Origin of the sequence: Pseudoflavonifractor capillosus (genome assembly GCF_016899775.1) — a bacterium.
In the GTDB taxonomy this organism is placed as follows: Bacteria; Bacillota; Clostridia; order Oscillospirales; family Oscillospiraceae; genus Lawsonibacter.
On sequence record NZ_JACJJE010000001.1, the window covers coordinates 12,815 to 33,544 of the forward strand.

Here is a 20,730-nt window from a genome sequence, read left to right on the forward strand (position 1 = left end):
ATCTTTGCGCCGGGCATTTTGCCCCGCGGGTGAGGTCTCCTGCGCCGCCCCTTACAGCACGTTCTCCTCATACCACAGCTTGGTCATATAGAGCCCTCCCGGCGGCACGGTGGGGCCGGCCAGAGTCCGGTTGCCCGAGGCCAGGATAGCCGGGATGTCCTCCGGGGACAGCTTTCCCTCGGCGGCGTAGACAATGGTGCCCGTCATGGCCCGGACCATGTTATAGAGGAAGCCGTCGGCGCACACCCGACACTCGATCAGCTCCCCAGCCCGGGACACCTGGAAGTAGTGGACGGTGCGCACTGTGGTGCGGGTCTCGGTCCCCACCGAGCGCACCGCCCGGAAGTCGTGGGTGCCCACGAACTGGTCCGCCGCCCGCTGCATCACCGCCTCGTCCAGGTGCTTGGGGTAGAACCAGGCCCGGTCCACATAGAAGGGGTTGCCCAGGCGGGAGTTGTAGATGCGGTAGGTGTACTCCTTCCGCTGGCAGGAGCCGATGGCGTTGAAGCTCATGGGCACCTGGGTGGCCTTCACCACCACGATGTCCCGGGGCAGGCGGGTGTTCACCGCCAGGGGGATCCGGTCGCAGGGGATGGTGGAGGTGGTACGGAAGTTGGCCACATAGACCTCGGCGTGGACGCCGGCGTCGGTGCGCCCCGCCCCGGTGCACTTCACCGGGTGGCACACCACGGTGGAGAGGGCCTTCTCCAAAGTCTCCGCCACCGTGACCGCGTTTTTCTGCACCTGCCAGCCGTGGTAGGCCGTCCCGTTATACATCAGTTTTAAGGCGATGTTCCGCTCCTCCATGGTATCCTCCTCACAGGCTGCCCAGCTGAAAAATCCCGCCCGCCGCTGCGGGCGGGACGCTCTCCCGCACTGGTTCCTGGGTTGCTATCGGGATTATAACATAGTATAATCAGTTGGGCAAGCGTCCCTTTTTCGGAAAAAGGTGCATTTAATCGGATTTTAAGAAAGAGAAAAGTACCCTTTAAGACCGCCGCGGTATACTGAGAGACGATGAACCGGCCCAGGGCCGTCATCCATCCCAAGGGAAAGGAGCAATCCCATGGAAATCACATTGGAACAAGTGGAGCGCCTGCGGGAAAAGGCCAACGTGTCCTACGGCCAGGCCAAGGCGGCCCTGGAATACAGCGGCGGCAATCTGCTGGACGCTTTGATCTATCTGGAGGAGCAGGGGGTCATCCCCCGGCCGGAGGACACCTACTACTCCACCAAGAATGAGGCCCCCCCTCCGCCGCCCCAGGAGCTGCCGGTCCTCCAGGTGAAGCCCGAGGCCAAACAGGCCAAGCAGAAAAAGCACAAGCGCCGGGGCGTGCGCCATCTGCTCCACTGGCTGCGGCGCATCCTGCTGGACAATGAGCTGGAGATCTGGCGCAAGGGGCAGCCCATCACCGCCGTCCCCATGCTGATTCTGCTGATTTTTGTGATCTTTTTGTACTGGATCGCCATTCCCCTGCTGATCCTGGGGCTGTTCCTGGGCTTCCGGTATCAGATCGCCGGGCCGGACCTGGAGAACGACACCATCAACGGCATGATGGACTCGGCGGCCAGCACGGCAGCCGATGTGGGCCGTCAGGTGATGGACGAGCTGAAAAACCAGCACGAAAAGTATAATAACCGTAAGAAATAACATTTTGTATCGTTCCCGCCCGCCGGGCAGGGAAATCAACAGGTGCGCCGCCTGCCGGGCGGCCGCCGCAAGGAGAAGATGGAAATGGCAGAGAAGATCCTTCTGGTGGAGGATGAGGAAAAGCTGGCCCGCATGGTGGAGATGGAACTGCGCTATGAGGGCTATGAGGTGACCAAAGCCTTTGACGGCCGCAGCGGCCTGGAGGAGGCCCTGTCCGGGAAGTACGACCTGGTGCTGCTGGACATCATGCTGCCCCAGCTGTCGGGGATGGAGGTGCTCCGCCGCCTGCGGCGGGAGAGCGACATGCCGGTGATCATGCTCACCGCCCGGGACAGCGTCATCGACAAGGTGTCCGGCCTGGACTCCGGGGCGGACGACTATATCACCAAGCCCTTCGCCATTGAGGAACTGCTGGCCCGCATCCGGGCCGCCCTGCGCAAGCGCTCCAGCGCCCGGGCCGGCGCGGTTCTCTCGGCCGGTCCCCTGGAGATGGACGTGGACAAGCACTCGGTCACCGTCAAGGGCCAGGGGGTGGAGCTCACTAAGAAGGAGTTCGACCTGCTCCACCACCTGCTGGAGAACAAGGGCCGGGTTCTCTCCCGGGAGGCCCTGCTGGACAGCGTGTGGGGCTTCGACTTCGTGGGGGAGACCAACTCGGTGGACGTGTATATCCGCTTTCTGCGCAGCAAGATCGACGAGGCCTTCGGCATCAAGCTCATCCACACCGTGCGGGGCGTGGGCTATGTGATTCGGGAGGACTGACCTTTGAACTTATTTGGCCGCAGCGCTCTGGCTGCCTTGATTCTGACGCTGTTTCTCTCGGGATGCTCCGCTCCCACCTTCAATGGGAGCCGCACCGGGAACGACAGCCAATTTTTGATGGAGTATACCGTCCTCAATACCACCGACGGGCAGACCCTGTCCCTGGAGGCCGGAGATGCCTTGGACGTGGCTGTGGTCAGCACCTCCGGAACCGTGTCGGTGAACATCCAAAAGGAGGGAGCGCCGCCTCTGTATGCCCGGGAGGACGTCCCCACCGGGCAGTTCTCCTTGGAAATTCCAGAGGACGGGGAATATAACATTACCGTCACCGGAGAACAGGCCCGGGGGAGCGTCAGTTTCGTGAGGCGGGACAACTCCGGCCTGTGAGGAATTCATCGCCAAGAGCTTACCTTCTCAGGCAAAGCCCAAACGAGACCGGAGCCGCCGGGCGGCCCAGTGTGCCGCCCCTACATGGGAAACGGTCCCCTCACGACGGGCGGCCAAAGGCCGCCCCTACAGCGGAAAACAAACCAGGAGCGTTGGCTCGGCAAAGCCAGGCGCAGAAGATGAACCGCAACGGCGTAAATTTTTGCAAACCCAGGGCCCAGTGGCCCGGCGGAGATTTAGACACCCACTCAAATTTTGCGCGCCGGAAATTTTCCACGCGTTTACAGGAGAACATCTCCCGTAACAGGGGTCCGGGGAAAGCGGCCTATGGGCCTAGGCGGAGCGAAGCGCAGCCGTAGCCCATCGGACGCGTCCTCGGGGGCGTTTTGCCTTCTTTTTCGCCACGGAAAAAGAAGGTCGCCGCCCGCAGGCGGCGAAATCTCCCCGCGGAAAACCACCGGAGCGGCGCGTCCAGGAGGCCGCGCCCTACGGGCGTCGCACCCCACGGGGAACGGGCGGCCACACGGGGCCGCCCCTACAAAAGTGCGAAGAAGGCGGCGAAATCCCCCACCGAAAGGAGCAGAAACAACATGACCATCGTCTATCAGTCCAAAACCGGCTTCACCAAACAGTACGCTGAAATGCTGGGAGCATCGGAGCACGTGGAGGTCCTCCCTCTGAAGGAGGCGGAGCAGAAGCTCTCCTCCGGCACGCCGGTTCTGTTCCTGGGCCCCCTGTCCGCCGGCCGGATCGTGGGCCTGGAGCGGGCCCGAAAGGCCTTTCTTCTCCGAGGCGTGTGCGGGGTTGGGATGTCCCTGCCCTCTCCGGAGCTGCCGGAGAAGCTGCGCCAGGGCAATCAGCTGGGGGACCTGCCTGTCTTCTATCTCCAGGGCGGCTGGGCCCCGGACCGGGTGAATCCCATGACCCGGGCCATGGTCAATCTGGTGACCCGCTCTATCCGGAGAGAGCTCCAGGCCAAGGGGGCGGACCGCACGCCCCGGGAGGAGGCCATGCTGGATATGCTGCTCCACGGGGGCAGCTTTGTCTCCCCGGACAACCTGCCGTCCCTCCAGAATTGGCTGTCCAAGCAGTAATCTTCCCCTGAATTTCAACAAAAAGGAGGGAACGCCATGCCCCAGCGGAAGCACCGCTTTCAAGCCCCCCCGTCCCAGGACCCCCTGAGCGGCGCCAAGTCCTCCCTGGTCTTTCGCCTGAACTTCGGCTTTTTCTTCCGGCAGCTGGTGATTTTTCTGGTGATGGATCTGCTGCTGCTCTTCATGGCTACCGCCGGGCTGTTTCTCTATGCGGAGAACCGGTGCGCCACGGTGGCCGCCCTGGTGGAGGAGCGGGGCGTCCCCTCCGCCGACACCATCCCCTGGATGGAGGCCAGCGACTACACCATCATCCCCTTGAGAGAAATGCCTTCCTTCTCCGAGGAGACTGCAGCGGGGTACTCGCTCCTCCCAATCCCCTTCCTCCCTCAGTATCCGGAGCTGGAGGGCGGCACCCGCTCCTGGGACCTCTCCTCCTACTACACCATCGTACTGCCCAACAACGGAGAGCCCTATGCTATCACGGTGGACCTGTCCGGCATCTCCAGCACGCTCTACTGGGCGGGGATCGTCCTGCTGGTGTGCGAGGGGCTGTCCCTGATCACCGGGCTGTTTCGGAATAACCGGTCCATCCACAAGATCCTAAAGCCCATCCAGGATCTGGCCGCCACCGCCTCCCGGCTCAACTCCATGACCCACATGTCCCGACAGGAGCTGGAGGCCCTGGCGGGGGAGCTGGAGAAAATCAACGCCACCCATCTGGACAGCCGCATCGACCTGCCCGCCACCCAGAAGGAGCTGCGCTCCCTGGCCCAGGCCATCAACGCCATGCTGGACCGGATCAACAAGGCGTACAGCGCCCAGATGCGCTTCGTCTCCGACGCCAGCCACGAGCTGCGCACCCCCATTGCCGTCATCCAGGGCTACGCCTCCCTTCTGGACCGGTGGGGCAAGGACGACCCGGAGGCCCTCCAGGAGTCCATCAACGCCATCCGCTCCGAGGCCAAGTCCATGGAGAACCTGGTAGAGCAGCTGCTGTTCCTGGCCCGAGGGGACAACGACACCCAGCCGGTGAAGCGCACCCACTTCGACCTCACGGCTCTGGCCGGGGAGGTGCTGCGGGAGGAGGAGATGATCCACGAGGACCGCATCTTCCTGCCCCGGTGGGGGGAGGAGCCGGTGCCGGTGTACGCCGACCAGGGGCTCATCAAGCAGGTGATGCGGATTTTGATGGACAACAGCGTGAAGTACAGCGCTCCGGACAGCCGCATCTATCTGCGGGTGATGGTGCTGGACGGCCACGCCCGGGTCACCGTCCAGGACGAGGGCATGGGCATCTCCCCCGAGGGCATCCCCCACATCTTCGACCGCTTCTACCGCACCGACCAGTCCCGGGATCGAAAGACCGGCGGCACCGGCCTGGGACTGTCCATCGCCAAGTGGATCATCGACCGCCACGGAGGCTGGTTTGAGGTGGTCTCCCGGGAGGGGGTCGGCACCCGGATTTCCTTCCTGCTGCCCGCCGATCAAATACCCCCGGCGGAGGAGGCGGCGGGATAATGTACTACGTCTATCTCCTCCGCTGTGCGGACGGCACCCTGTACACCGGCTTCACCAACGACCTGGCCCGCCGCCTGACCGCCCATAACGCCGGAAAGGGGGCAAAATACACCCGGAGCCGCCTCCCGGTGGATCTGGTCTACTGGGAAAATTTCTCCAACAAATCTTCTGCCCTCCGGCGGGAATGCGCCATAAAGCGGCTCTCCCGGGCGGAAAAACTCTCCCTGATTCAATCGTTTGTCTCCCAAGGTCCGATCTGAACGCCCGACGGGCGGGTCCGTACTGCGGCCCGCCCGCTTTTGCGAACATTTATGCTGAATGTCCGGGTTTTTCTCCCTTTTGTCCTTGGATTTTGGCGGGAAAAGGCTCTTGAAATTCAAAAAACCATGTGGCATAATAACACCGACCATTCGACACCAAAGGAGTGACGACTGCTATGATGGTTTCCACAAAGGGCCGCTACGCTCTGCGGGTGATGATCGACTTAGCGGAGCACGATGACGGATTGTACATCCCCCTGAAAGAGATCGCCGCCCGGCAGGATATTTCCGAGAAATATCTGGAAAGCATCGTAAAGCTGCTGACCCGAAACGGCGACCTGGTGGGCGTCCGGGGCAAGGGGGGCGGCTACCGCCTGACCCGCTCCCCGGAGGAGTACACCGTGGGCAGCATCCTGCGCCTGACCGAGGGGGGGCTGGCCCCCGTGGGCTGTCCCGGGCTGGACAGCCGCAGCTGCGACCGGGCGGAGGACTGCCGGACCCTCCCCATGTGGAGAGAGCTGGACAAGCTCATCAACGACTATCTGGACGGCGTAACCTTGGCCGACCTGATCTGCCCCAAAGAGGAGGAGGCGGTCCTCTGACCCGCCTCCAAGCGTGCCGCCCTGATGGGCGGCACGCTTTTCTTTTCTATTACCCATTGACTTAATTGGTTTTCGATGGTATACTGCCCTACATATTCCGGGGCAGGGTTGATCTCTCCCCGGCCGCCCACTTCCCAGATACAGAAAGGATGCTTCCCATGGCCCAGAACCCCGCCTATCACTTTGAGACTCTCCAGCTCCACGCCGGACAGGAGAACCCCGACCCGGCCACCGGCGCCCGGGCGGTCCCCATCTATCAGACCGCCGCCTACGTCTTCCCGGACGCCGCCCACGCCGCCGCCCGCTTTGCCCTGGAGGAGCCAGGCAACATCTACGGCCGCCTCACCAATCCCACCCAGGAGGTGCTGGAGCGGCGGATGGCCGCCCTGGAGGGGGGAAGCGCCGCCCTGGCGGTGGCCTCCGGCGCCGCCGCCATCACCTATACCATCCAGGCCCTGGCCCAGGCGGGGGACCACATCGTGGCCCAGAAGACCATCTACGGCGGCACCTATAACCTGCTGGCCAACACCCTGCCCCCCTTTGGAATTACCGCAACCTTTGTGGACGCCCACGACCTGGCGGAGGTGGAGGGGGCCATCCGCCCCAACACCAAGGCGGTCTACCTGGAGACTCTGGGCAACCCCAACAGCGACCTCCCCGATCTGGACGCCATTGCCGCCATCGCCCACCGCCACGGCATCCCCCTGGTGGTGGACAACACCTTCGGCACCCCCTACTTCATCCGGCCCATCGAACACGGGGCCGATGTGGTGGTCCACTCCGCCACCAAATTTTTAGGGGGCCACGGCACCACCCTGGGCGGGATCATCGTGGACGGGGGAACCTTTGACTGGAAGGCCTCCGGCCGCTTCGCCCCCATCGGGGCGCCCAACCCCAGCTACCACGGGGTCTGCTTCGCGGACGCCGCCGGTCCCGCCGCCCTGACCACCTACGTCCGGGCCATCCTGCTGCGGGACACCGGGGCGGCCATCTCCCCCTTCAACGCTTTTCTTCTGCTCCAGGGGATCGAGACCCTGTCCCTCCGCCTGGACCGTCACGCCGAGAACACCCGGAAGGTGGTGGAGTATCTCTCCCGCCACCCCAAGGTGGAGCGGGTCAACCACCCCTCCCTCCCGAGCCACCCGGACCACGAACTGTACCGGCGGTATTTTCCCCGGGGCGGCGGCTCCATCTTCACCGTGGACCTGAAAGGGGGGCAGGAGGGGGCCTTCCGCTTCCTGGACCACCTGAAGCTGTTCTCCCTGCTGGCCAACGTGGCCGACTCCAAGAGCCTGGTCATCCACCCGGCCACCACCACCCACGCCCAGCTGCCTCCGGAGGAGCAGGCGGAGCAGGGGATTCTCCCCGGCACCGTCCGGCTGTCCATCGGCACCGAGCACGGGGACGACCTGCTAGCCGACCTGGCGCAGGCCCTGGAATCCGTATAAATACATTGGCGCGGCCCATCAGGGCCGCGCCGATTTTGTCTTGTTTTATGCGTATTTTATGCGTGAAAAACCGTTTTTCCGTTGAGCACCGTCTCCACGACCTTCACCTTCGGGAAATCCGCCGGGTCCATATGGAACAGGTCCCCGTCCAGCACCACCAGGTCAGCCAGCCTGCCCACCTCCAGGGTGCCCCGGACCGCCTCGTCCCGGCTGGCCCAGGCGGCGTCGGAGGTGAACAGCCGCAGCCCCTCCTCCACCGTGAGGGCCTGCTCGGGCAGATAGGTTTTCGCCCCCGCCCGGTTCTGCCGGGTCACCGCCGCGCGCAGGTTGTCCAGGATGTTAAAGGGCTCCACGGGGCAGTCGGAGCCGCCGCTGACGTGTATCCCCAGTTCCAGCATGGATTTCCAGTTGTAGCACTCCCGGGCGTGGGCCTCCCCCACCCGCTGGGCAATGATCTCCATGTCCGCCTCAATGAAGATGGGCTGGATATAGGCCTGGAGGTTCCATGCCTTCATCCGCTCCAGCAGGGCGGGGGAGGTGGTCTGGGCGTGGACCACCCCGTGGCGGGCCCGGGGCCAGGGGTCCTCCCGCTGGACCCGCTCCACCGCGTCACACACCTTCTGCAGGGCAAGGTCCCCGATGGCGTGGACGGCCACGTCCATTCTCCGGCGGTGGGCCGCCCGGATCAGCTCATACAGCTCCTCCTCCGTGTGGATGGGAATGCCGTGGTTGTCCGGCTCGTCCACATAGCCGGCAATCATCTCCGCCGACTTGGCCCCCAGGGAGCCGTCCTGGAGCAGTTTTCTGGGGCCAGTGCGGAACAGGCTGGTCCGGTCCCCAGGGTCGCTGCGCAGGGCCTGGAAGGCCTCAAAGTCCTCCGGCTCCACCAGGCACTGCTCGTACACCCGGACGGTGAGCTCCCCGTCCCGCTCCATCGCCCGAAACAGCTCCACCAGGTGGGCGGGACTGGTCCCGGAGAGCACCTGCAGGTCGTCGGAGTGGACGCAGGTGATCCCGGCGGCGTTCAGGTCGGCCGCCCCGCTCCGGATCATATCCCGGATCTCCTGGTCGCTCTCCGGGGGGATGATCTCCATATAGAGGCGCATGGCCTCCTCCCGGAGGAAGCCGTGCTCCACATCCACCTTCTCCCACACCGCCGGGGGCACCTGGTCCCGAATCTCTGTCAGCCGCTCCACCATGGCGGTGTTGCAGGCGGCGATGTGGGCGCACACCCGCAGCAGGCAGATGGGGATTTCAGTGGAGATGCGGTCCAGGTCCCGCCGCTCGGGCATGCGCCCCTCTGCCAGGTGCTCCTGGTTCCAGCCCATGCCCAGCAGGCAGGTGGGATGGTTTTGGGCGATCCGCTCCCGGCCCATGCGGACGATGGACTCGATGGAGTCCACCCCAAACAGGGCCAGATTCTTCTGAAACAGCACATAGTGGAGCAGATGCATGTGGGTGTCCGAGAAGCCGGGGAGCATCTGCCTCCCCTCCAGGTCGATGATCTCATCCCAGTTTTGGGTCAGGGCCTCCTGGTCGGTCCCCAGAAATACAATGGTTTCGTTCTCCACCCCAACGGCCTCACAGCGGCGCATGGGGCGGGCCATAGAGTCCACCTTGCCGTGGCACCAAAGTCTGCGCATGTCGGTCTCCTCCCGCGTCTTGGTAGTTCCCATTATACAGGATTCTCGAAAAAAGGCCAGAGAAATTCAAAAACGCGGACCGCAAAAAACGGTCCGCGTTTTGTCTGGGCGTCAATTTTCGGAATACCGGGACAGGAACTGACGGGTGCGCTCCTGCTGGGGGTTCTCGATCACCTGCCGGGCGTCGCCCTGCTCCACGATGACCCCGCCGTCCATGAAGATCACCTGATCGGCCACGTCCCGGGCGAAGGCCATCTCGTGGGTAACGATGATCATGGTGGTCTTCTGCTCCGCCAGGCCCCGGATGACCTTCAGCACCTCGCCGGTGAGCTCCGGGTCCAGGGCGGAGGTGGGCTCGTCAAAGCAGAGGATATCCGGGTGAAGGGCCAGGGCCCGGGCGATGGCCACCCGCTGCTGCTGCCCGCCGGAGAGCTGGTGGGGGTAGTGCCCCGCCCGGTCCGCCAGCCCCATCTTGGCCAATAATTCCCGGCCCTCCGCCTCGATCTCCGCCAGAATTTCTTTTTTCCGACTCTTATAGTCGGGCTGCTCCTGAGCCAGCAGCTCCTTAGCCAGGGTGACGTTTTTCAGGGCGGTGTACTGGGGGAACAGGTTGAAGGACTGGAACACCAGGCCGAAGTGGAGGCGCTTTTTCCGTACCTCGCTCTCCTTCTGGGTGTTGGGATCAGCGGCGTCGAACAGGGTCTTGCCCTGAACGATGATCTTCCCTTGGTCGGGGGTCTCCAGAAAATTCAGGCACCGGAGGAGGGTGGTCTTGCCGGAACCGGAGGAACCGATGATAGCCAGGGCCTGGCCCTGCTCCAGTTCAAAGCTGATGTCCTCCAGGACCTTGGTGGCGCCAAAGTTCTTTTCAATGTTATGTACTTCCAAAACAGCCATGTGGTCTCCCTCTCTCTCAGCGGAAATAGCTCAGCTTCTTCTCAATCCAGCCAAACAGCAGGGTCAGCGCCCCGTTAAAGACCAGGTAGTAGACCCCGGTGAAGAACAGGGGCCAAACCAGGCCAGAGTAGCCGTGGGAGCTCTTGATGAAGGCGTAACCGGCCCAGATGACCTCCTGCAGAGAGATGATCCGCGCCAGAGAGGTATCCTTCACCAGCGTAATGATCTCGTTGGACAGGGGGGGCATAATGCGCTTCACCATCTGTAAAAGGGTAACATGGAAAAAGATTTGGGACTTGGTCATGCCCAGCACCTGCCCCGCCTCCTGCTGTCCCACAGGGACGCCCTGAATCCCGCCCCGGAAGATCTCCGAGAAGTAGCAGGCGTAGTTGATGATGAACGCGATGGCAGAGGCTAAAAACCGCCCCGATTCTCCGCTGGGCCAGGGACTTCCGCTTTCCAGGACAATGCCGGGCACAAAGAAGAGGATCAGCAGCTGCAGCATCAGAGGCGTGCCCCGGATAATCCAGACCACAGTTCTGGTCAGCCAGCGCAGAGGGGTAAACCGGCTCATGGAGCCAAAGGAGATAATCAGGCCCAGCGGGAGCGCGCCGATAAGCGTCACAAAAAACAACTTCAAAGTCTGTAGGAAGCCCTCGTTCAGAGCCCCAATGACCGTCAAAAACATGTCCATGGAATCATCCTTTTCGGTGATATCTTAGTAGAGAAAAGAGGCCAGAAAGCCGGCCAAAAGCAGAGGACAGAGCCTCTGCTTTTGGGTTATGCATTCAATTTCCGGGGAGGGGCGTCTTACTCCTGCACCAGGGCGTCCTGCACCCCGTAAGTCTCCGCCAAAGTCTGGATGGACCCATCGGCGTACTTGCTGCTCAGGAACTCATTGAGGGCGGCGGCCAAGTCGGAGCCCTTGCGGAAACCGACTCCGTACTCCTCGCTGGTGAGGGCCACAGTGGAGGTCATATCCGCGTAACTGGTTCCCTCACCAATCATCGCACCGGCCATCAGAGAATCGATGATGGCGGCGTCGGCGGTGCCGGAGGCAACCTCCAGCAGGGCGGTCGCCTGGTCGGCCACTTCTGTGTAGCTGTATCCGTTGGCCTGGGCCACCTCGCATCCGGCAGAACCGATCTCAACGGCAAAGTTCAGGTCAGCCAAGCTCTCCTCTGTCTGATAGTCCTCCGCCACATCGGCAGGAACCACCACCACCTGCTGGTTGATCAGATAGGGCTGGGAACACTCCATGGCGGCCAGCACGTCCTCGGTGAGGGTCATGCCGTTCCACACGACATCAATAGTCTTGCCGTCCAGCTCCATGACCTTGTTGTCCCAGTCAATCAGCTGAAATTCAACGGTCACGCCCAGGCTCTCAGCAAACTCCTTGGCCAAGTCGGCGTCAAAGCCGATCCACTCGCCGTCCGTGTTCTGATAGTCCATGGGCTCAAACTCGGTGATGCCCACCACCAGGGTGCCCTTGTCCTGGACATAAGCCAGGTCGCTCTCGGTGTTGGCGGAACTGCTGGAAGTGCTGCTATTCGCCTGGCTGGAGCTGCCGGAGGCGTCTGCGGGAGCAGAGGAAGAAGAACCGCCGCTGTTGCCGCAGGCGGCGAGGGAGAGTGCCATTGTCAAAGCAAGTGCAAGAGACAGAGTCTTTTTCATCGTTCGAACCTCCAATATCATGTGGTAAGGTCGGGGGATAGCCCCTTCTTGCTTTCACATTTTAGCACGCTAATGTAATATTGTAAAGAATTATTTCCGGTCCCCAAAAGTCTTTTCCGTTTCCACCAAAAATTCCGTGTAGTTTTTGTGATAATTAGACGTTTTCGTTCGTCCGCTTCAAAGCAGGACAAACACTGTCATCCTAGCAGAAAAAGCCGGGCATGTCCACCCCGGCCGGAGGAAACCTGTCATGAGAGTTGATCGTTCAGCTCCAAATGACAGCTCTCCCCCTCTTGGGGATGGCATACCCGGCTGCGCTCACCTAATCATTAGGCGGCTTATGCCCAGCTTGAAGCGCTCACTTCAGGCCGTTCTCGTAGGACTCGATCATCTTTTTCACCATCTGGCCCCCAACAGAGCCGGCCTGCTTGCTGGTCAGATCGCCGTTGTAGCCCTGCTTCAGGGTGACGCCCACCTCCCTTGATGTTCTTTCTCCTTATTAACAGCCAAAATCGTCTGCATAATGCACAATTCACGAAGCGTGGTTTTGTGCGCCATCAACAACTTCGGTGCCGTTTAAGATGGAGACACCCACCTGTGTGCTGGGAGCGGCTCCAGTTGCTCCAATGGGTAAATCACGGGTTGCCTCTCTCTTGACCTCACCAATAAAGCGGTAAAAGATGCGAACACTCTGCCGGTAAGGCTGATTTCGATGAGTGACTTTTGAAGTTCCATCAGGGAGAATTTTGGGACCAATCTCGATTCGATCAACGAAAGTCAATAGCGTGTCCCGAGTGAGCTCTTCGATGTGCGTATACTGCTTGGCCATATCAAAGAAACGCTCATAGTCTTTCTTAATCGCATCCGGCTTGGTCAAATGGTTGAGCTGCGCAATAGTCGATTTCAAAGTAACAGACTCTTTTTCCAAATCCGAAACCATTCGGCGAAGTCTATCATCATCAATACGGCCTTCAGCGTTGTCGGCATAAAGCTTTCCTACCATCTTATCTATGGTCAGCAGCCTCGCCTCCGCCGCCTGCAACTGCGCTTTCTTTGCTTTAAGCATATCAGCGTTTCCGGAGCTCTCCAGTGCAGCTTTTACTAACTCATCGATTCCTTCGTCAGTCATATTCAGAAGCTCGTTGAGATCTCGCTTAACGATCTCCACGAGATCGGCGTACCTTATGCGAACTCCTGAACATGGGTTGGCAATATCTTGACGTTGGTGGGTGCATGAAAGAAACCAATATTTTTCTCGCTCCCCCTTATACACCGTACCACTGGAACAGAGTGAGTAACCACACTTCGCACATACAGCGATTCCACCGAAAATACTCTTGCGCACATGCTCATACTGCAGATAGTTCTTTGCACCTCGGCCAAGGTTTCTTTGGGCTTTTTCGTAAGTTTCCACTGAAACCAAGGGTGGATGTGTGTTCATCGTCACCGCCCAATCGTCCTTGGGAACAGGCACCTTCTTCTTCGATTTCAAGCTTACCTTGCGGCTTTTCCCAAGGATAGTATGGCCAAGATACACCTTGCTTTTTAGGATACGCTTGACGGTAGTGTAATTCCATAAATCGCTTGCTCGTGCAGCACCCTTTGGCGTGAACTTATCGCGGTACATAACGCGATACTTCAACGGCGGAATAACTCCATCAGCATTCAGATCTGAAGCAATCTTTCTCGCTGAATCGCCGCGATTGGCAGCCTGATCAAATATGCGCTGAACGACCGGAGCTGTGCTTTCATCAGGAACCAGCTTATTGTTGTCATTCGTGTCTTTACGGTACCCATAGGGCGGACAAGCGCAGTACTGACCGTGCTCTCGTTTGCTACGGAGCACATCTTTCACCTTCCGGGAGCCATCCCGCAGGTAGACCTCGTTCATGGCAAACAGGAAGGGGGCCATAATGTTCTCATTCTCGGTATCGAAATTGTCCGAAATCGTGAGATAGCGTATCCCGTGCTCTGGGAAATACTGCTCGGCATAGTAACTGGACTCCCGCATATCACGCCCGAGCCGGCTTAGGTCCTTGGTGATGACCATGTTGGCTTTTCCAAGTTTCAGCTGTTGAAGCATCCTCTGGAATGCAGGACGGTCAAAATTTCCACCAGACCAACCATCGTCCACAAACTCGTCAACCAGTATGATTCCATGCTGCTCACAGTATTTTTGGATCATCATGCGCTGATTGGAGATACTTGCGGATTCAGATTTGCCTTCCTTTTCGTCATCTGAGAGTCGCAGATATGCAAATGCCAAGTTAAAAACGTCGGTTCTCATTTTCGCCTCCTCCGACGAACCGACCCACTGAAGCCCATTATACGCTTCAAGTGTGGCCTTCGTCAAAGGTAGGATTTTCTGAATAGGATTCCACTAAACGGTCGGCAATCAACTCACCCATAGATTTCTCCCCGCTGAACACACGGGTAACTTCATACGTGACTTCACCAATTTTGAATTCCGTTTCTTGCATTGTTTCGCCTCCAGCATTATTGTTTGCTGCTGGCGTTTTTTTCATGCCTTTTAATGGCGTTTGTTTCATACAAATACCCCCTTGTTAGTCCGGCAATTTTGCCTTCATAACGGAGGGAGAAATGGGGGGCTTTTTTTGCATAGTAAAAATCAAAAAGTTTTTTGTAAATGGGGGGGCAATATGCCCCCCCTCTTTTCTCCATGCATTATGAGAGGCAAATTACGGGGGTTTTTAATCCTCCCCAACTGTATCTCTCAACTACTCCCCAGCACCTTGTACCTTGATAATTTCATACGATCTCAAGACATCACCATGTTCGAGCCACCGTAGCGAGGTGTTAAGGGCCGAGGACAAGCCCACAGCGAAGACTGCATGGGAAAATAATGGTACGCTCGTCCGGCCAGGCCACACACCGGGGGACGGATAGCCCACAAGAATGGGTATAGGCTGAAATGCCTGCGCTTCCTTTGACCAGGGAACTTGGGATCGATTTATTCTAAATTCTTGAAAGGAGGTGTGCAGGATGGCCTGTACGCAGAAATGCCAACTTGTCCGATTTCCGAAATCTCGCGTCCAGAAACAATGGTTCCGACACTTTAATGACCACAAGGACTTCCAAAATGAAGGGACTCTACATCTCTTCAGCCTCATGGCTCTGTACTCATATGCGTGCTTCAGATCAAACGTGCGGCAGATCGGTGACCAGAAGTACATGGAAGGCCCAGGACAATGGATCTGCAAGGTGTCTGCGCTCCCACGCATCCTGCGTGTGCATCACAAGGCCCAGGCGAGGGAACTCATGGCCTATTTTCAAGATGCCGGCTTCCTGGAGTTTGAGGTCTTGGATGAAGAAAAGGAACTGATCCGCTTTTCCATACGAGACTGGCAACGGCACTGTGTCCACCTGGAGTACAACTACTACAGCTATAAGGGCTCCGGGTTCTTCTTTTTTCCACTGCCCGTCGGCCGGCAGTTGATTCGTGCGAGCCGGTCAAGGGGCAAGGTCCAATTCAGTGAACTGGACGCCATCATGGATCTTTGGCTCCATACGATCTTGAACGATCAGACAGTCAAAGGTTCAGAGTATATGCCGGTGGTCTATTATGCGGATATGAAGGGGATGCCACTACTTTCATATAGTTACCTCGCCCACCGCTGGGGCTGGTCGAAGTCCCGCGTTGGAAGGTTTATTCTCAAAATTGAAGACGCCGGCATCATCAGCCGCGTGAGCTTTTCCAGTTCACGAGGGTCAGTTCTCTCCCCGTGCCGCTACCGCGAAATGATTTACGGCGAAAACTGTGAGGAGTTACAGCTCAAGCGCATAGGAGAAATTCTCGGCATCGCCAAGGCAGCGGACCAGTTTGATGGGAATGGGCATATCCAGGTGGATGTCCAGCTTGGCGTCCCAAGTGAAAAAGCGATCCTGGTCGGGGCGCAAGCCTTGCAAATACAGTTGTTTCGGATACCGTGTGATTCTTTTTTTGCCCGGCCAGTGCCCTTAATCTTCTATAGCACCTTAGACTGGGGTAAGTGCAAGCTGGCAGAAGGGTCTTATCGCGGACCACCAAAACCAAAGAAAAATGAATGAGAGGAGCGGATAATATGCCGAATAAAACCAAGCGCACCCTTCGGCCGGCGCTTGCCATAGAAAAAGAGGTCAAACGGGATGAGATCTCCACAGGCCTGAACGTCGGTGTGGAAAAGCTGGAGGGGAAGACGACTGCCCGTCAGCCGATTGATAATACCCACAACACCAAGTACCTGCTCAAGCAATACCGCCGAGTCGCCTACGCTGTGGAGATCTCCGAGTCGGAGCTGAACCTTCGGATGGAGATGGAGCATGGTACTCGTCTCTCCACTCTGGAGGTCAATGCCGAACTTGCAGGGGTCGATCTGAGCAACACAAAGCTGGAAGCATATGCCCAAAGCGTGATCCGCAGCAAATCCATGCTGGAAATCATCAAGACTGCTCTGGATTCCGTGAGAAAAGATCCCGACCGGGGAGAACTGATGTATCAGATCCTGTATGAGACTTACTTCACCCCCAGCAAGCCCAGACGCCGGGAGGACATCATTGATAAGCTGGATTCCATGGGCTTCCCGATGTCCATCGCCTCCTACCATAATTACCTGAATGCGGCTATCCACGCAATTGACCGAATTCTGTGGGGATACACCGCACGGGACTGCATCGAGATCATCAAACAGTTTTTGCCGGATTGAGTTAGACGAAAGATGTAGGAAACTTATACGGCTCTTGAATTGCTATTAGAGTTACATTGTGATATGATTTTACCGTCGAAAATTGCAAAGGCTTCCATGACGCCACCTATCAGGTGGCTTTTTTGCTGGCTGAAATGGCCCAGGCAGAAGGCTGATCGCACTGTCACGCTTTCTGTCTGGGCCATTTTGCATTTTCGGCAATCTTCAACGTAAAGGAGGCAAATCGCACCATGCACACCAAAATCAACGCCGTGACTGAGCGGATGCGGAAAAAGGTACAGGACGTCAATATCGGACGGGCGCTCTATACTGCGTTTCTGATCCCAACTGCTGTAGCCGCTACTCCGCTCCAGGCGCACGCCGCCGGTGATACGATCTGGACCAAAGCTTCTGAGATCATGCAGGATGTCTACACCCAGATCCTCGGTATCTCTACCATTGCCGCCATCGTGACCGCCAGCATCGCGCTGTTGCTGATGAACTTCTCTCGTTCGGGCAGGACGGTGGATGAATCCAGAGCCTGGCTCAAGCGGATCATCATCACCTGGGCGATTCTCAACGGCCTGGGCTTTATTATGGCGTACGTTTCGCCCTTCTTCACCGGCGGCACCTGGTCCCCCACAACTACCTGAAGCGGAGAAAGGACTAACAGATGAAGAAAAATATGCTTTGCTTGATCGGCGGCGTCATCACCGGGGTCTTCCTGTGTCTTGCTGCCGCCAGCATGATCCCTATCGATCCTCGAAGCGACAAGGATCTCTGGGAATGATGGCTGCCAGGAGGTGTTCACATGGGCATCCTTGACAGCATTGTCGGTTGGATCGCTGAACAGATCATGAACCTGCTGGACCTCACGACTGGCGCCGTGCTCGGCGCATTAGGCTGTGATATGTCCGTATTCCTTCGGTATTTCCCTGCTGCGGAGACGATGTACGACATCTTCGTGGCGATTGGAATTGGGTTCATACTGCTCAACCTGGTCTGGCAATTGTTCAAGAACTATGGCGCAGGTATCGGCCTCAGTGCGGAGGACCCCGGTAAACTGCTCCTTCGGTCGATCCTCTTTTTGTTCCTGGCCTATTTTTCGGACCAAATCCTGGCACTCATCCTCCAATTTGCCGGCACGCCGTACACTTGGGTCGTTGACGCTTCTCTTCCGCCTATCGAGTTTGCGAATTTTGCGAGCGTGCTGACGGTCATTGTCGGCTGCCTGGCATCGGGATCTGTGACCTTGATCGTCCTGATCCTCACGATCATCGTGGCCTGGAACTACATCAAATTGCTGTTCGAAGCAGCGGAGAGGTACATCATGGTCGGCGTGCTGGTTTTCACGGCGCCGGTGGCGTTTGCCACCGGTGCTTCCGAGAGCACCTCCAATATCTTCAGTGCATGGTGCCGCATGCTCGGAGGCCAACTGTTCCTGCTCGTGATGAATGCCTGGTGCCTCAGGCTCTTTGTCTCCATGGTCGGGAACTTCATCGCAAACCCGCTTTCCCTTTAGGCCGGCCAAATCAGATTGGAGGCTTGAATGAAAAGAAACATCCTTAAAGTCAGCGGCGCGGTTATGGCTCTATCTCTCGTACTCTGCACGCCAGCATTTGCCATTGAAGAGTCGGAAGTGGAGAACGCCATCGCCGCGTCCAGCAACGAGGCTGTCGCCGGGAACATCTTTCTCTGGTTCCTCTGCGCGGTGGCCTTTTTGAAAATCAGTCAGAAGATCGACAGCTTCCTCGCCGGGCTCGGAGTCAATGTCGGGCGCACTGGCGGAAGCATGCTGACAGAACTGCTGATTGCAGGCAGAGCGATCGGCGCCGCCGCAAGCGGGCTTAGTGGAGCTGCCGGGAACATCTTTAACCGTTCTCATGCAAGTTCTAATAGTACAACGAGGCAGGCTGCAGGTCAGGCTTTCGTAGGGTCTGGCGGCGGACTTGTCGGAGTCGCCAAGCGTGCCGCCGGCAATGCCGCAGCTGGGAGTGCAACAGGAACTGGCTCCGGACTTGGAAGTGTCATCGGTGGAGCGATGTTTGGCTCCAGCATGGCGTCCGGAGGGAAGTTTGCCAATGAGGTCGTTGGCGCCGTTGCCACCGGCAATATCGCGTCAGTCGGCTCCATCAAAGGTGAGCAGGCCGCCCAGGCACTCACCAACTACCTTGGATACGGCTCGGTGGCAACTGATGGTAGTGGAGCGGTACCCACAGCGCCCGTAGGAGAAGTTGCCGCAGCGACGGTCATTGGAGAAGAACTCGACCCCAGTATCGGAGAAGACGGCGAAGTCACCATCACACAGGATGGAGGGGCCGCCGGCGGGGCTTCCATTCCGGGCCAAAGTCCCAACACGATCCCATCCAGCCCGAAAGCGGGACATGAGGCAGTTGAAAAAACCACTGAGGCCGTTCCCGGAGCGGCACCGGCCCCTGCAGCAGAAGGTGCTCCGATCCCCTCTCAGCCCCCTACATTTCGTGACGTTGAGATTGGCGGCGGCCGCATAACGGGCTATGAGACTCCGGCTGGCGGAGGCGAGGAACGTCAATTTGCCATGTATAACGCCTCGCAGTACATGGTCCCCAGCGGCCCTTACGAGGTCGTCAAGACAGTTGATGGAGAGAGCTGGTACAAGCAGTACGCCCAGCCGACTGTTCAGAAAACGCCCTATGAGGATGCCTCCGGGAAAATCAAATACAATGAGAAAATCGTGGAGCAGATGCCCCAAATCCCGAAAAGAAAGGATCGTGTCTGATGCCTGAAGAACAGAGAACAAGCGGTGAGTCGTCTGCCGCCTCCGCACGGGGAGCGGCAAAGACGGGAAAAGCCATCGCAAATATTGCAAAGGGGGCTGCTACCGGCGGAGCGCACGGGGCAGCCCTCGCTGCTGCAAAGGAGTCAAAGAAGTGGATCGCCGGCATCGCGATCCTGCTCCTTCTGCCAGTCCTGATCGTACTGATGCTCCCTGTGGTCATTTTCGGTTCTTTATTTGGAATTGGGACCGATGAGCCAAATGCAATCGTGGATAACACGGTCCTCTCTGCCAACATGGTAAGCCTGAACACGGGCATCAGCACGATTTTATCGGAAGGCTTGACTGATGTCCTTGCCAGGATCGATGCTGATTTTGCCGCGTCTGGCTGTGACGAAAAAGAGGTGAATAACCCCTATGGGGCAGATGTCCTGTTCAATGCCAACCAGTTCATATCAATGTACTGCGCAAGCAAAGACACGGACGTTGAGTCCATTTCCCAGTCTGACCTGGAAGCTGTTTTGCGTCAGCATGTCGATCAGCTCTACTCCTTCACCTACAAGGACGAGACCAGAACAGTCGAAGCTGACTCCAGCTCTGATTCCAGTTCTGAAGAGGTTGAGGAGACAACAATCACTGTCCGAGTCTATACAGTCACCTACAACGGTGAGTGGTATTTCGCAGACCATGTCTTTGCGTTGAGTGAAGATCAGAAGGACCTGGCGGACAACTATGCGGAAAACCTCTCGGTGTTCCTCTCTGATGGCTCTTATCAGGTACTATCAGATACTGAGTTCTCCGCAATGGGTCTTTCATACGACGGCGTGGTATTCACAGACGGCGAGACCCAGGTTGTTTACTATAACCAGTTAGATGAGCGATGGAAGGACGAGTCCTATGGCACCGACAACATCGGCGGCTATGCGTGCGGTCCCACCGCTATGTCGATCGTAGTCTCCAGCCTGACGTCCGACACTGTTGACCCGCCTCACATGGCGCAGTGGGCCTATGAAAACGGCTACTGGTGCAGCAAGTCTGGCTCTTACCACTCCCTGATCCCTGGTGCTGCAAAGGCCTGGGGCCTCGCCTGCGAAGGCTGTACCCCCTCTGAGCCCCAGAGGATAGTTGATGCCCTTGCGGACGGGAAATTGGTTGTGGCGCTCATGGCCAAGGGACATTTTACGTCCTCCGGTCATTTCATCGTCCTCCGGGGTGTGACTTCGGAAGGCAAGATCCTGGTCGCAGACCCTGCAAGTTATCAGAGATCCAACAAGGAGTGGGACCTGTCCATTATCCTTGATGAGGCAGGTTATGCCAGTGCTGGCGGCCCGTTTTGGATCATCGGCTGAAATGGAGG

Annotated in this window: 21 protein-coding genes and 1 pseudogene; 14 read left to right on the top strand and 8 right to left on the bottom strand. The window is 58.4% G+C overall.

What is annotated here, in order from left to right; genetic code table 11:
* Positions 1 to 51 precede the first annotated feature (51 nt).
* Entirely contained in the window at positions 52 to 807 is a 756-nt protein-coding gene (gene truA, locus H6B31_RS00040; RefSeq protein ID WP_204896655.1) for a tRNA pseudouridine(38-40) synthase TruA, read from the bottom strand.
* A gap of 259 nt (positions 808 to 1,066) precedes the next feature.
* Here truA and H6B31_RS00045 point away from each other — a divergent pair, with 259 nt between their 5' ends.
* The 8 genes from H6B31_RS00045 to H6B31_RS00080 all read left to right on the top strand — a co-directional run bounded on the left by H6B31_RS00045 (position 1,067) and on the right by H6B31_RS00080 (position 7,722).
* Positions 1,067 to 1,651 carry a UBA domain-containing protein gene (locus H6B31_RS00045; protein WP_204896656.1) on the top strand — a complete coding sequence of 195 codons (585 nt, stop codon included), beginning with the start codon at positions 1,067 to 1,069 and terminating at the stop codon, positions 1,649 to 1,651.
* A gap of 84 nt (positions 1,652 to 1,735) precedes the next feature.
* Positions 1,736 to 2,413 (top strand): response regulator transcription factor, encoded by a 678-nt coding sequence (locus H6B31_RS00050; RefSeq protein ID WP_204896657.1) that lies wholly within the window; start codon positions 1,736 to 1,738, stop codon positions 2,411 to 2,413.
* A 3-nt stretch (positions 2,414 to 2,416) separates the two neighbouring features.
* Positions 2,417 to 2,800, top strand: a complete 384-nt coding sequence (locus H6B31_RS00055) for a putative periplasmic lipoprotein (protein WP_243418772.1) — start codon at positions 2,417 to 2,419, stop codon at positions 2,798 to 2,800.
* A gap of 590 nt (positions 2,801 to 3,390) precedes the next feature.
* The gene (locus H6B31_RS00060) at positions 3,391 to 3,894 is read left to right on the top strand and encodes an NADPH-dependent FMN reductase family protein (protein WP_204896658.1); all 504 of its coding nucleotides are present in this window, start codon (positions 3,391 to 3,393) and stop codon (positions 3,892 to 3,894) included.
* Between the two features lie 36 nt (positions 3,895 to 3,930).
* Positions 3,931 to 5,412 carry a sensor histidine kinase gene (locus H6B31_RS00065; RefSeq protein WP_204896659.1) on the top strand — a complete coding sequence of 494 codons (1,482 nt, stop codon included), beginning with the start codon at positions 3,931 to 3,933 and terminating at the stop codon, positions 5,410 to 5,412.
* Positions 5,412 to 5,672 carry a GIY-YIG nuclease family protein gene (locus H6B31_RS00070; protein WP_204896660.1) on the top strand — a complete coding sequence of 87 codons (261 nt, stop codon included), beginning with the start codon at positions 5,412 to 5,414 and terminating at the stop codon, positions 5,670 to 5,672. Before H6B31_RS00065 ends, H6B31_RS00070 begins: the two co-directional genes overlap by 1 nt.
* 176 nt (positions 5,673 to 5,848) lie before the next feature.
* Positions 5,849 to 6,274: an RrF2 family transcriptional regulator gene (locus tag H6B31_RS00075; RefSeq protein WP_204896661.1), complete on the top strand. Its 426-nt coding sequence runs from the start codon at positions 5,849 to 5,851 to the stop codon at positions 6,272 to 6,274.
* Between the two features lie 158 nt (positions 6,275 to 6,432).
* Complete coding sequence (locus H6B31_RS00080) at positions 6,433 to 7,722, top strand: O-acetylhomoserine aminocarboxypropyltransferase/cysteine synthase family protein (protein ID WP_204896662.1); 1,290 nt, start codon at positions 6,433 to 6,435, stop codon at positions 7,720 to 7,722.
* A 56-nt stretch (positions 7,723 to 7,778) separates the two neighbouring features.
* Here the strand turns inward: H6B31_RS00080 and H6B31_RS00085 are convergent, their stop codons facing one another.
* From H6B31_RS00085 to H6B31_RS00115, 7 genes and pseudogenes are all read right to left on the bottom strand, one after another.
* Entirely contained in the window at positions 7,779 to 9,365 is a 1,587-nt protein-coding gene (locus H6B31_RS00085) for an amidohydrolase (RefSeq protein ID WP_204896663.1), read from the bottom strand.
* Between the two features lie 111 nt (positions 9,366 to 9,476).
* Positions 9,477 to 10,262, bottom strand: a complete 786-nt coding sequence (locus H6B31_RS00090) for an amino acid ABC transporter ATP-binding protein (RefSeq protein ID WP_204896664.1) — start codon at positions 10,260 to 10,262, stop codon at positions 9,477 to 9,479.
* 16 nt (positions 10,263 to 10,278) lie between these two features.
* The gene (locus H6B31_RS00095; RefSeq protein ID WP_510186747.1) at positions 10,279 to 10,950 is read right to left on the bottom strand and encodes an amino acid ABC transporter permease; all 672 of its coding nucleotides are present in this window, start codon (positions 10,948 to 10,950) and stop codon (positions 10,279 to 10,281) included.
* 122 nt (positions 10,951 to 11,072) lie between these two features.
* On the bottom strand, positions 11,073 to 11,936 hold the full coding sequence (locus H6B31_RS00100) for a transporter substrate-binding domain-containing protein (protein WP_204896665.1): 864 nt from the start codon (positions 11,934 to 11,936) through the stop codon (positions 11,073 to 11,075).
* Positions 11,937 to 12,294: 358 nt separating this feature from the next.
* Positions 12,295 to 12,420: pseudogene (locus H6B31_RS17030) on the bottom strand (alpha/beta-type small acid-soluble spore protein); the annotation flags it as partial.
* 48 nt (positions 12,421 to 12,468) lie between these two features.
* Positions 12,469 to 14,223 carry a recombinase family protein gene (locus H6B31_RS00110; protein WP_204896666.1) on the bottom strand — a complete coding sequence of 585 codons (1,755 nt, stop codon included), beginning with the start codon at positions 14,221 to 14,223 and terminating at the stop codon, positions 12,469 to 12,471.
* Between the two features lie 46 nt (positions 14,224 to 14,269).
* A complete protein-coding gene (locus tag H6B31_RS00115) occupies positions 14,270 to 14,485 on the bottom strand; it encodes a hypothetical protein (RefSeq protein ID WP_195608017.1) in 216 nt (71 codons plus the stop codon).
* A gap of 454 nt (positions 14,486 to 14,939) precedes the next feature.
* On the opposite strand from H6B31_RS00115, the gene H6B31_RS00120 reads away from it, so the two are divergent.
* From H6B31_RS00120 to H6B31_RS00145, 6 genes are all read left to right on the top strand, one after another.
* Positions 14,940 to 16,004, top strand: coding sequence for a hypothetical protein (locus H6B31_RS00120; protein WP_204896667.1), 1,065 nt, complete (start codon positions 14,940 to 14,942; stop codon positions 16,002 to 16,004).
* A 14-nt stretch (positions 16,005 to 16,018) separates the two neighbouring features.
* Entirely contained in the window at positions 16,019 to 16,639 is a 621-nt protein-coding gene (locus H6B31_RS00125; RefSeq protein WP_204801969.1) for a hypothetical protein, read from the top strand.
* Between the two features lie 230 nt (positions 16,640 to 16,869).
* Positions 16,870 to 17,271, top strand: a complete 402-nt coding sequence (locus tag H6B31_RS00130; RefSeq protein WP_243418773.1) for a fimbrial protein — start codon at positions 16,870 to 16,872, stop codon at positions 17,269 to 17,271.
* A 158-nt stretch (positions 17,272 to 17,429) separates the two neighbouring features.
* Complete coding sequence (locus H6B31_RS00135; RefSeq protein ID WP_195608013.1) at positions 17,430 to 18,140, top strand: hypothetical protein; 711 nt, start codon at positions 17,430 to 17,432, stop codon at positions 18,138 to 18,140.
* Positions 18,141 to 18,167: 27 nt separating this feature from the next.
* Positions 18,168 to 19,376, top strand: a complete 1,209-nt coding sequence (locus tag H6B31_RS00140) for a hypothetical protein (RefSeq protein ID WP_204896668.1) — start codon at positions 18,168 to 18,170, stop codon at positions 19,374 to 19,376.
* The gene (locus H6B31_RS00145; RefSeq protein WP_204896669.1) at positions 19,376 to 20,722 is read left to right on the top strand and encodes a C39 family peptidase; all 1,347 of its coding nucleotides are present in this window, start codon (positions 19,376 to 19,378) and stop codon (positions 20,720 to 20,722) included. Before H6B31_RS00140 ends, H6B31_RS00145 begins: the two co-directional genes overlap by 1 nt.
* Positions 20,723 to 20,730: the final 8 nt, after the last annotated feature.

Excerpts from the sequence above, each read along its gene's own strand:
- H6B31_RS00060 (WP_204896658.1), top strand. The coding sequence starts at position 3,391 with ATGACCATCGTCTATCAGTCCAAAACCGGCTTCACCAAACAGTACGCT.
- truA (WP_204896655.1), bottom strand. The coding sequence starts at position 807 with ATGGAGGAGCGGAACATCGCCTTAAAACTGATGTATAACGGGACGGCC.
- H6B31_RS00070 (WP_204896660.1), top strand. The coding sequence starts at position 5,412 with ATGTACTACGTCTATCTCCTCCGCTGTGCGGACGGCACCCTGTACACC.
- H6B31_RS00050 (WP_204896657.1), top strand. The coding sequence starts at position 1,736 with ATGGCAGAGAAGATCCTTCTGGTGGAGGATGAGGAAAAGCTGGCCCGC.
- H6B31_RS00135 (WP_195608013.1), top strand. The coding sequence starts at position 17,430 with ATGGGCATCCTTGACAGCATTGTCGGTTGGATCGCTGAACAGATCATG.
- H6B31_RS00085 (WP_204896663.1), bottom strand. The coding sequence starts at position 9,365 with ATGCGCAGACTTTGGTGCCACGGCAAGGTGGACTCTATGGCCCGCCCC.
- H6B31_RS00045 (WP_204896656.1), top strand. The coding sequence starts at position 1,067 with ATGGAAATCACATTGGAACAAGTGGAGCGCCTGCGGGAAAAGGCCAAC.
- H6B31_RS00140 (WP_204896668.1), top strand. The coding sequence starts at position 18,168 with ATGAAAAGAAACATCCTTAAAGTCAGCGGCGCGGTTATGGCTCTATCT.
- H6B31_RS00120 (WP_204896667.1), top strand. The coding sequence starts at position 14,940 with ATGGCCTGTACGCAGAAATGCCAACTTGTCCGATTTCCGAAATCTCGC.
- H6B31_RS00075 (WP_204896661.1), top strand. The coding sequence starts at position 5,849 with ATGATGGTTTCCACAAAGGGCCGCTACGCTCTGCGGGTGATGATCGAC.
- H6B31_RS00095 (WP_510186747.1), bottom strand. The coding sequence starts at position 10,950 with ATGTTTTTGACGGTCATTGGGGCTCTGAACGAGGGCTTCCTACAGACT.
- H6B31_RS00100 (WP_204896665.1), bottom strand. The coding sequence starts at position 11,936 with ATGAAAAAGACTCTGTCTCTTGCACTTGCTTTGACAATGGCACTCTCC.
- H6B31_RS00130 (WP_243418773.1), top strand. The coding sequence starts at position 16,870 with ATGCACACCAAAATCAACGCCGTGACTGAGCGGATGCGGAAAAAGGTA.
- H6B31_RS00065 (WP_204896659.1), top strand. The coding sequence starts at position 3,931 with ATGCCCCAGCGGAAGCACCGCTTTCAAGCCCCCCCGTCCCAGGACCCC.
- H6B31_RS00145 (WP_204896669.1), top strand. The coding sequence starts at position 19,376 with ATGCCTGAAGAACAGAGAACAAGCGGTGAGTCGTCTGCCGCCTCCGCA.
- H6B31_RS00090 (WP_204896664.1), bottom strand. The coding sequence starts at position 10,262 with ATGGCTGTTTTGGAAGTACATAACATTGAAAAGAACTTTGGCGCCACC.
- H6B31_RS00080 (WP_204896662.1), top strand. The coding sequence starts at position 6,433 with ATGGCCCAGAACCCCGCCTATCACTTTGAGACTCTCCAGCTCCACGCC.
- H6B31_RS00115 (WP_195608017.1), bottom strand. The coding sequence starts at position 14,485 with ATGAAACAAACGCCATTAAAAGGCATGAAAAAAACGCCAGCAGCAAAC.
- H6B31_RS00125 (WP_204801969.1), top strand. The coding sequence starts at position 16,019 with ATGCCGAATAAAACCAAGCGCACCCTTCGGCCGGCGCTTGCCATAGAA.
- H6B31_RS00110 (WP_204896666.1), bottom strand. The coding sequence starts at position 14,223 with ATGAGAACCGACGTTTTTAACTTGGCATTTGCATATCTGCGACTCTCA.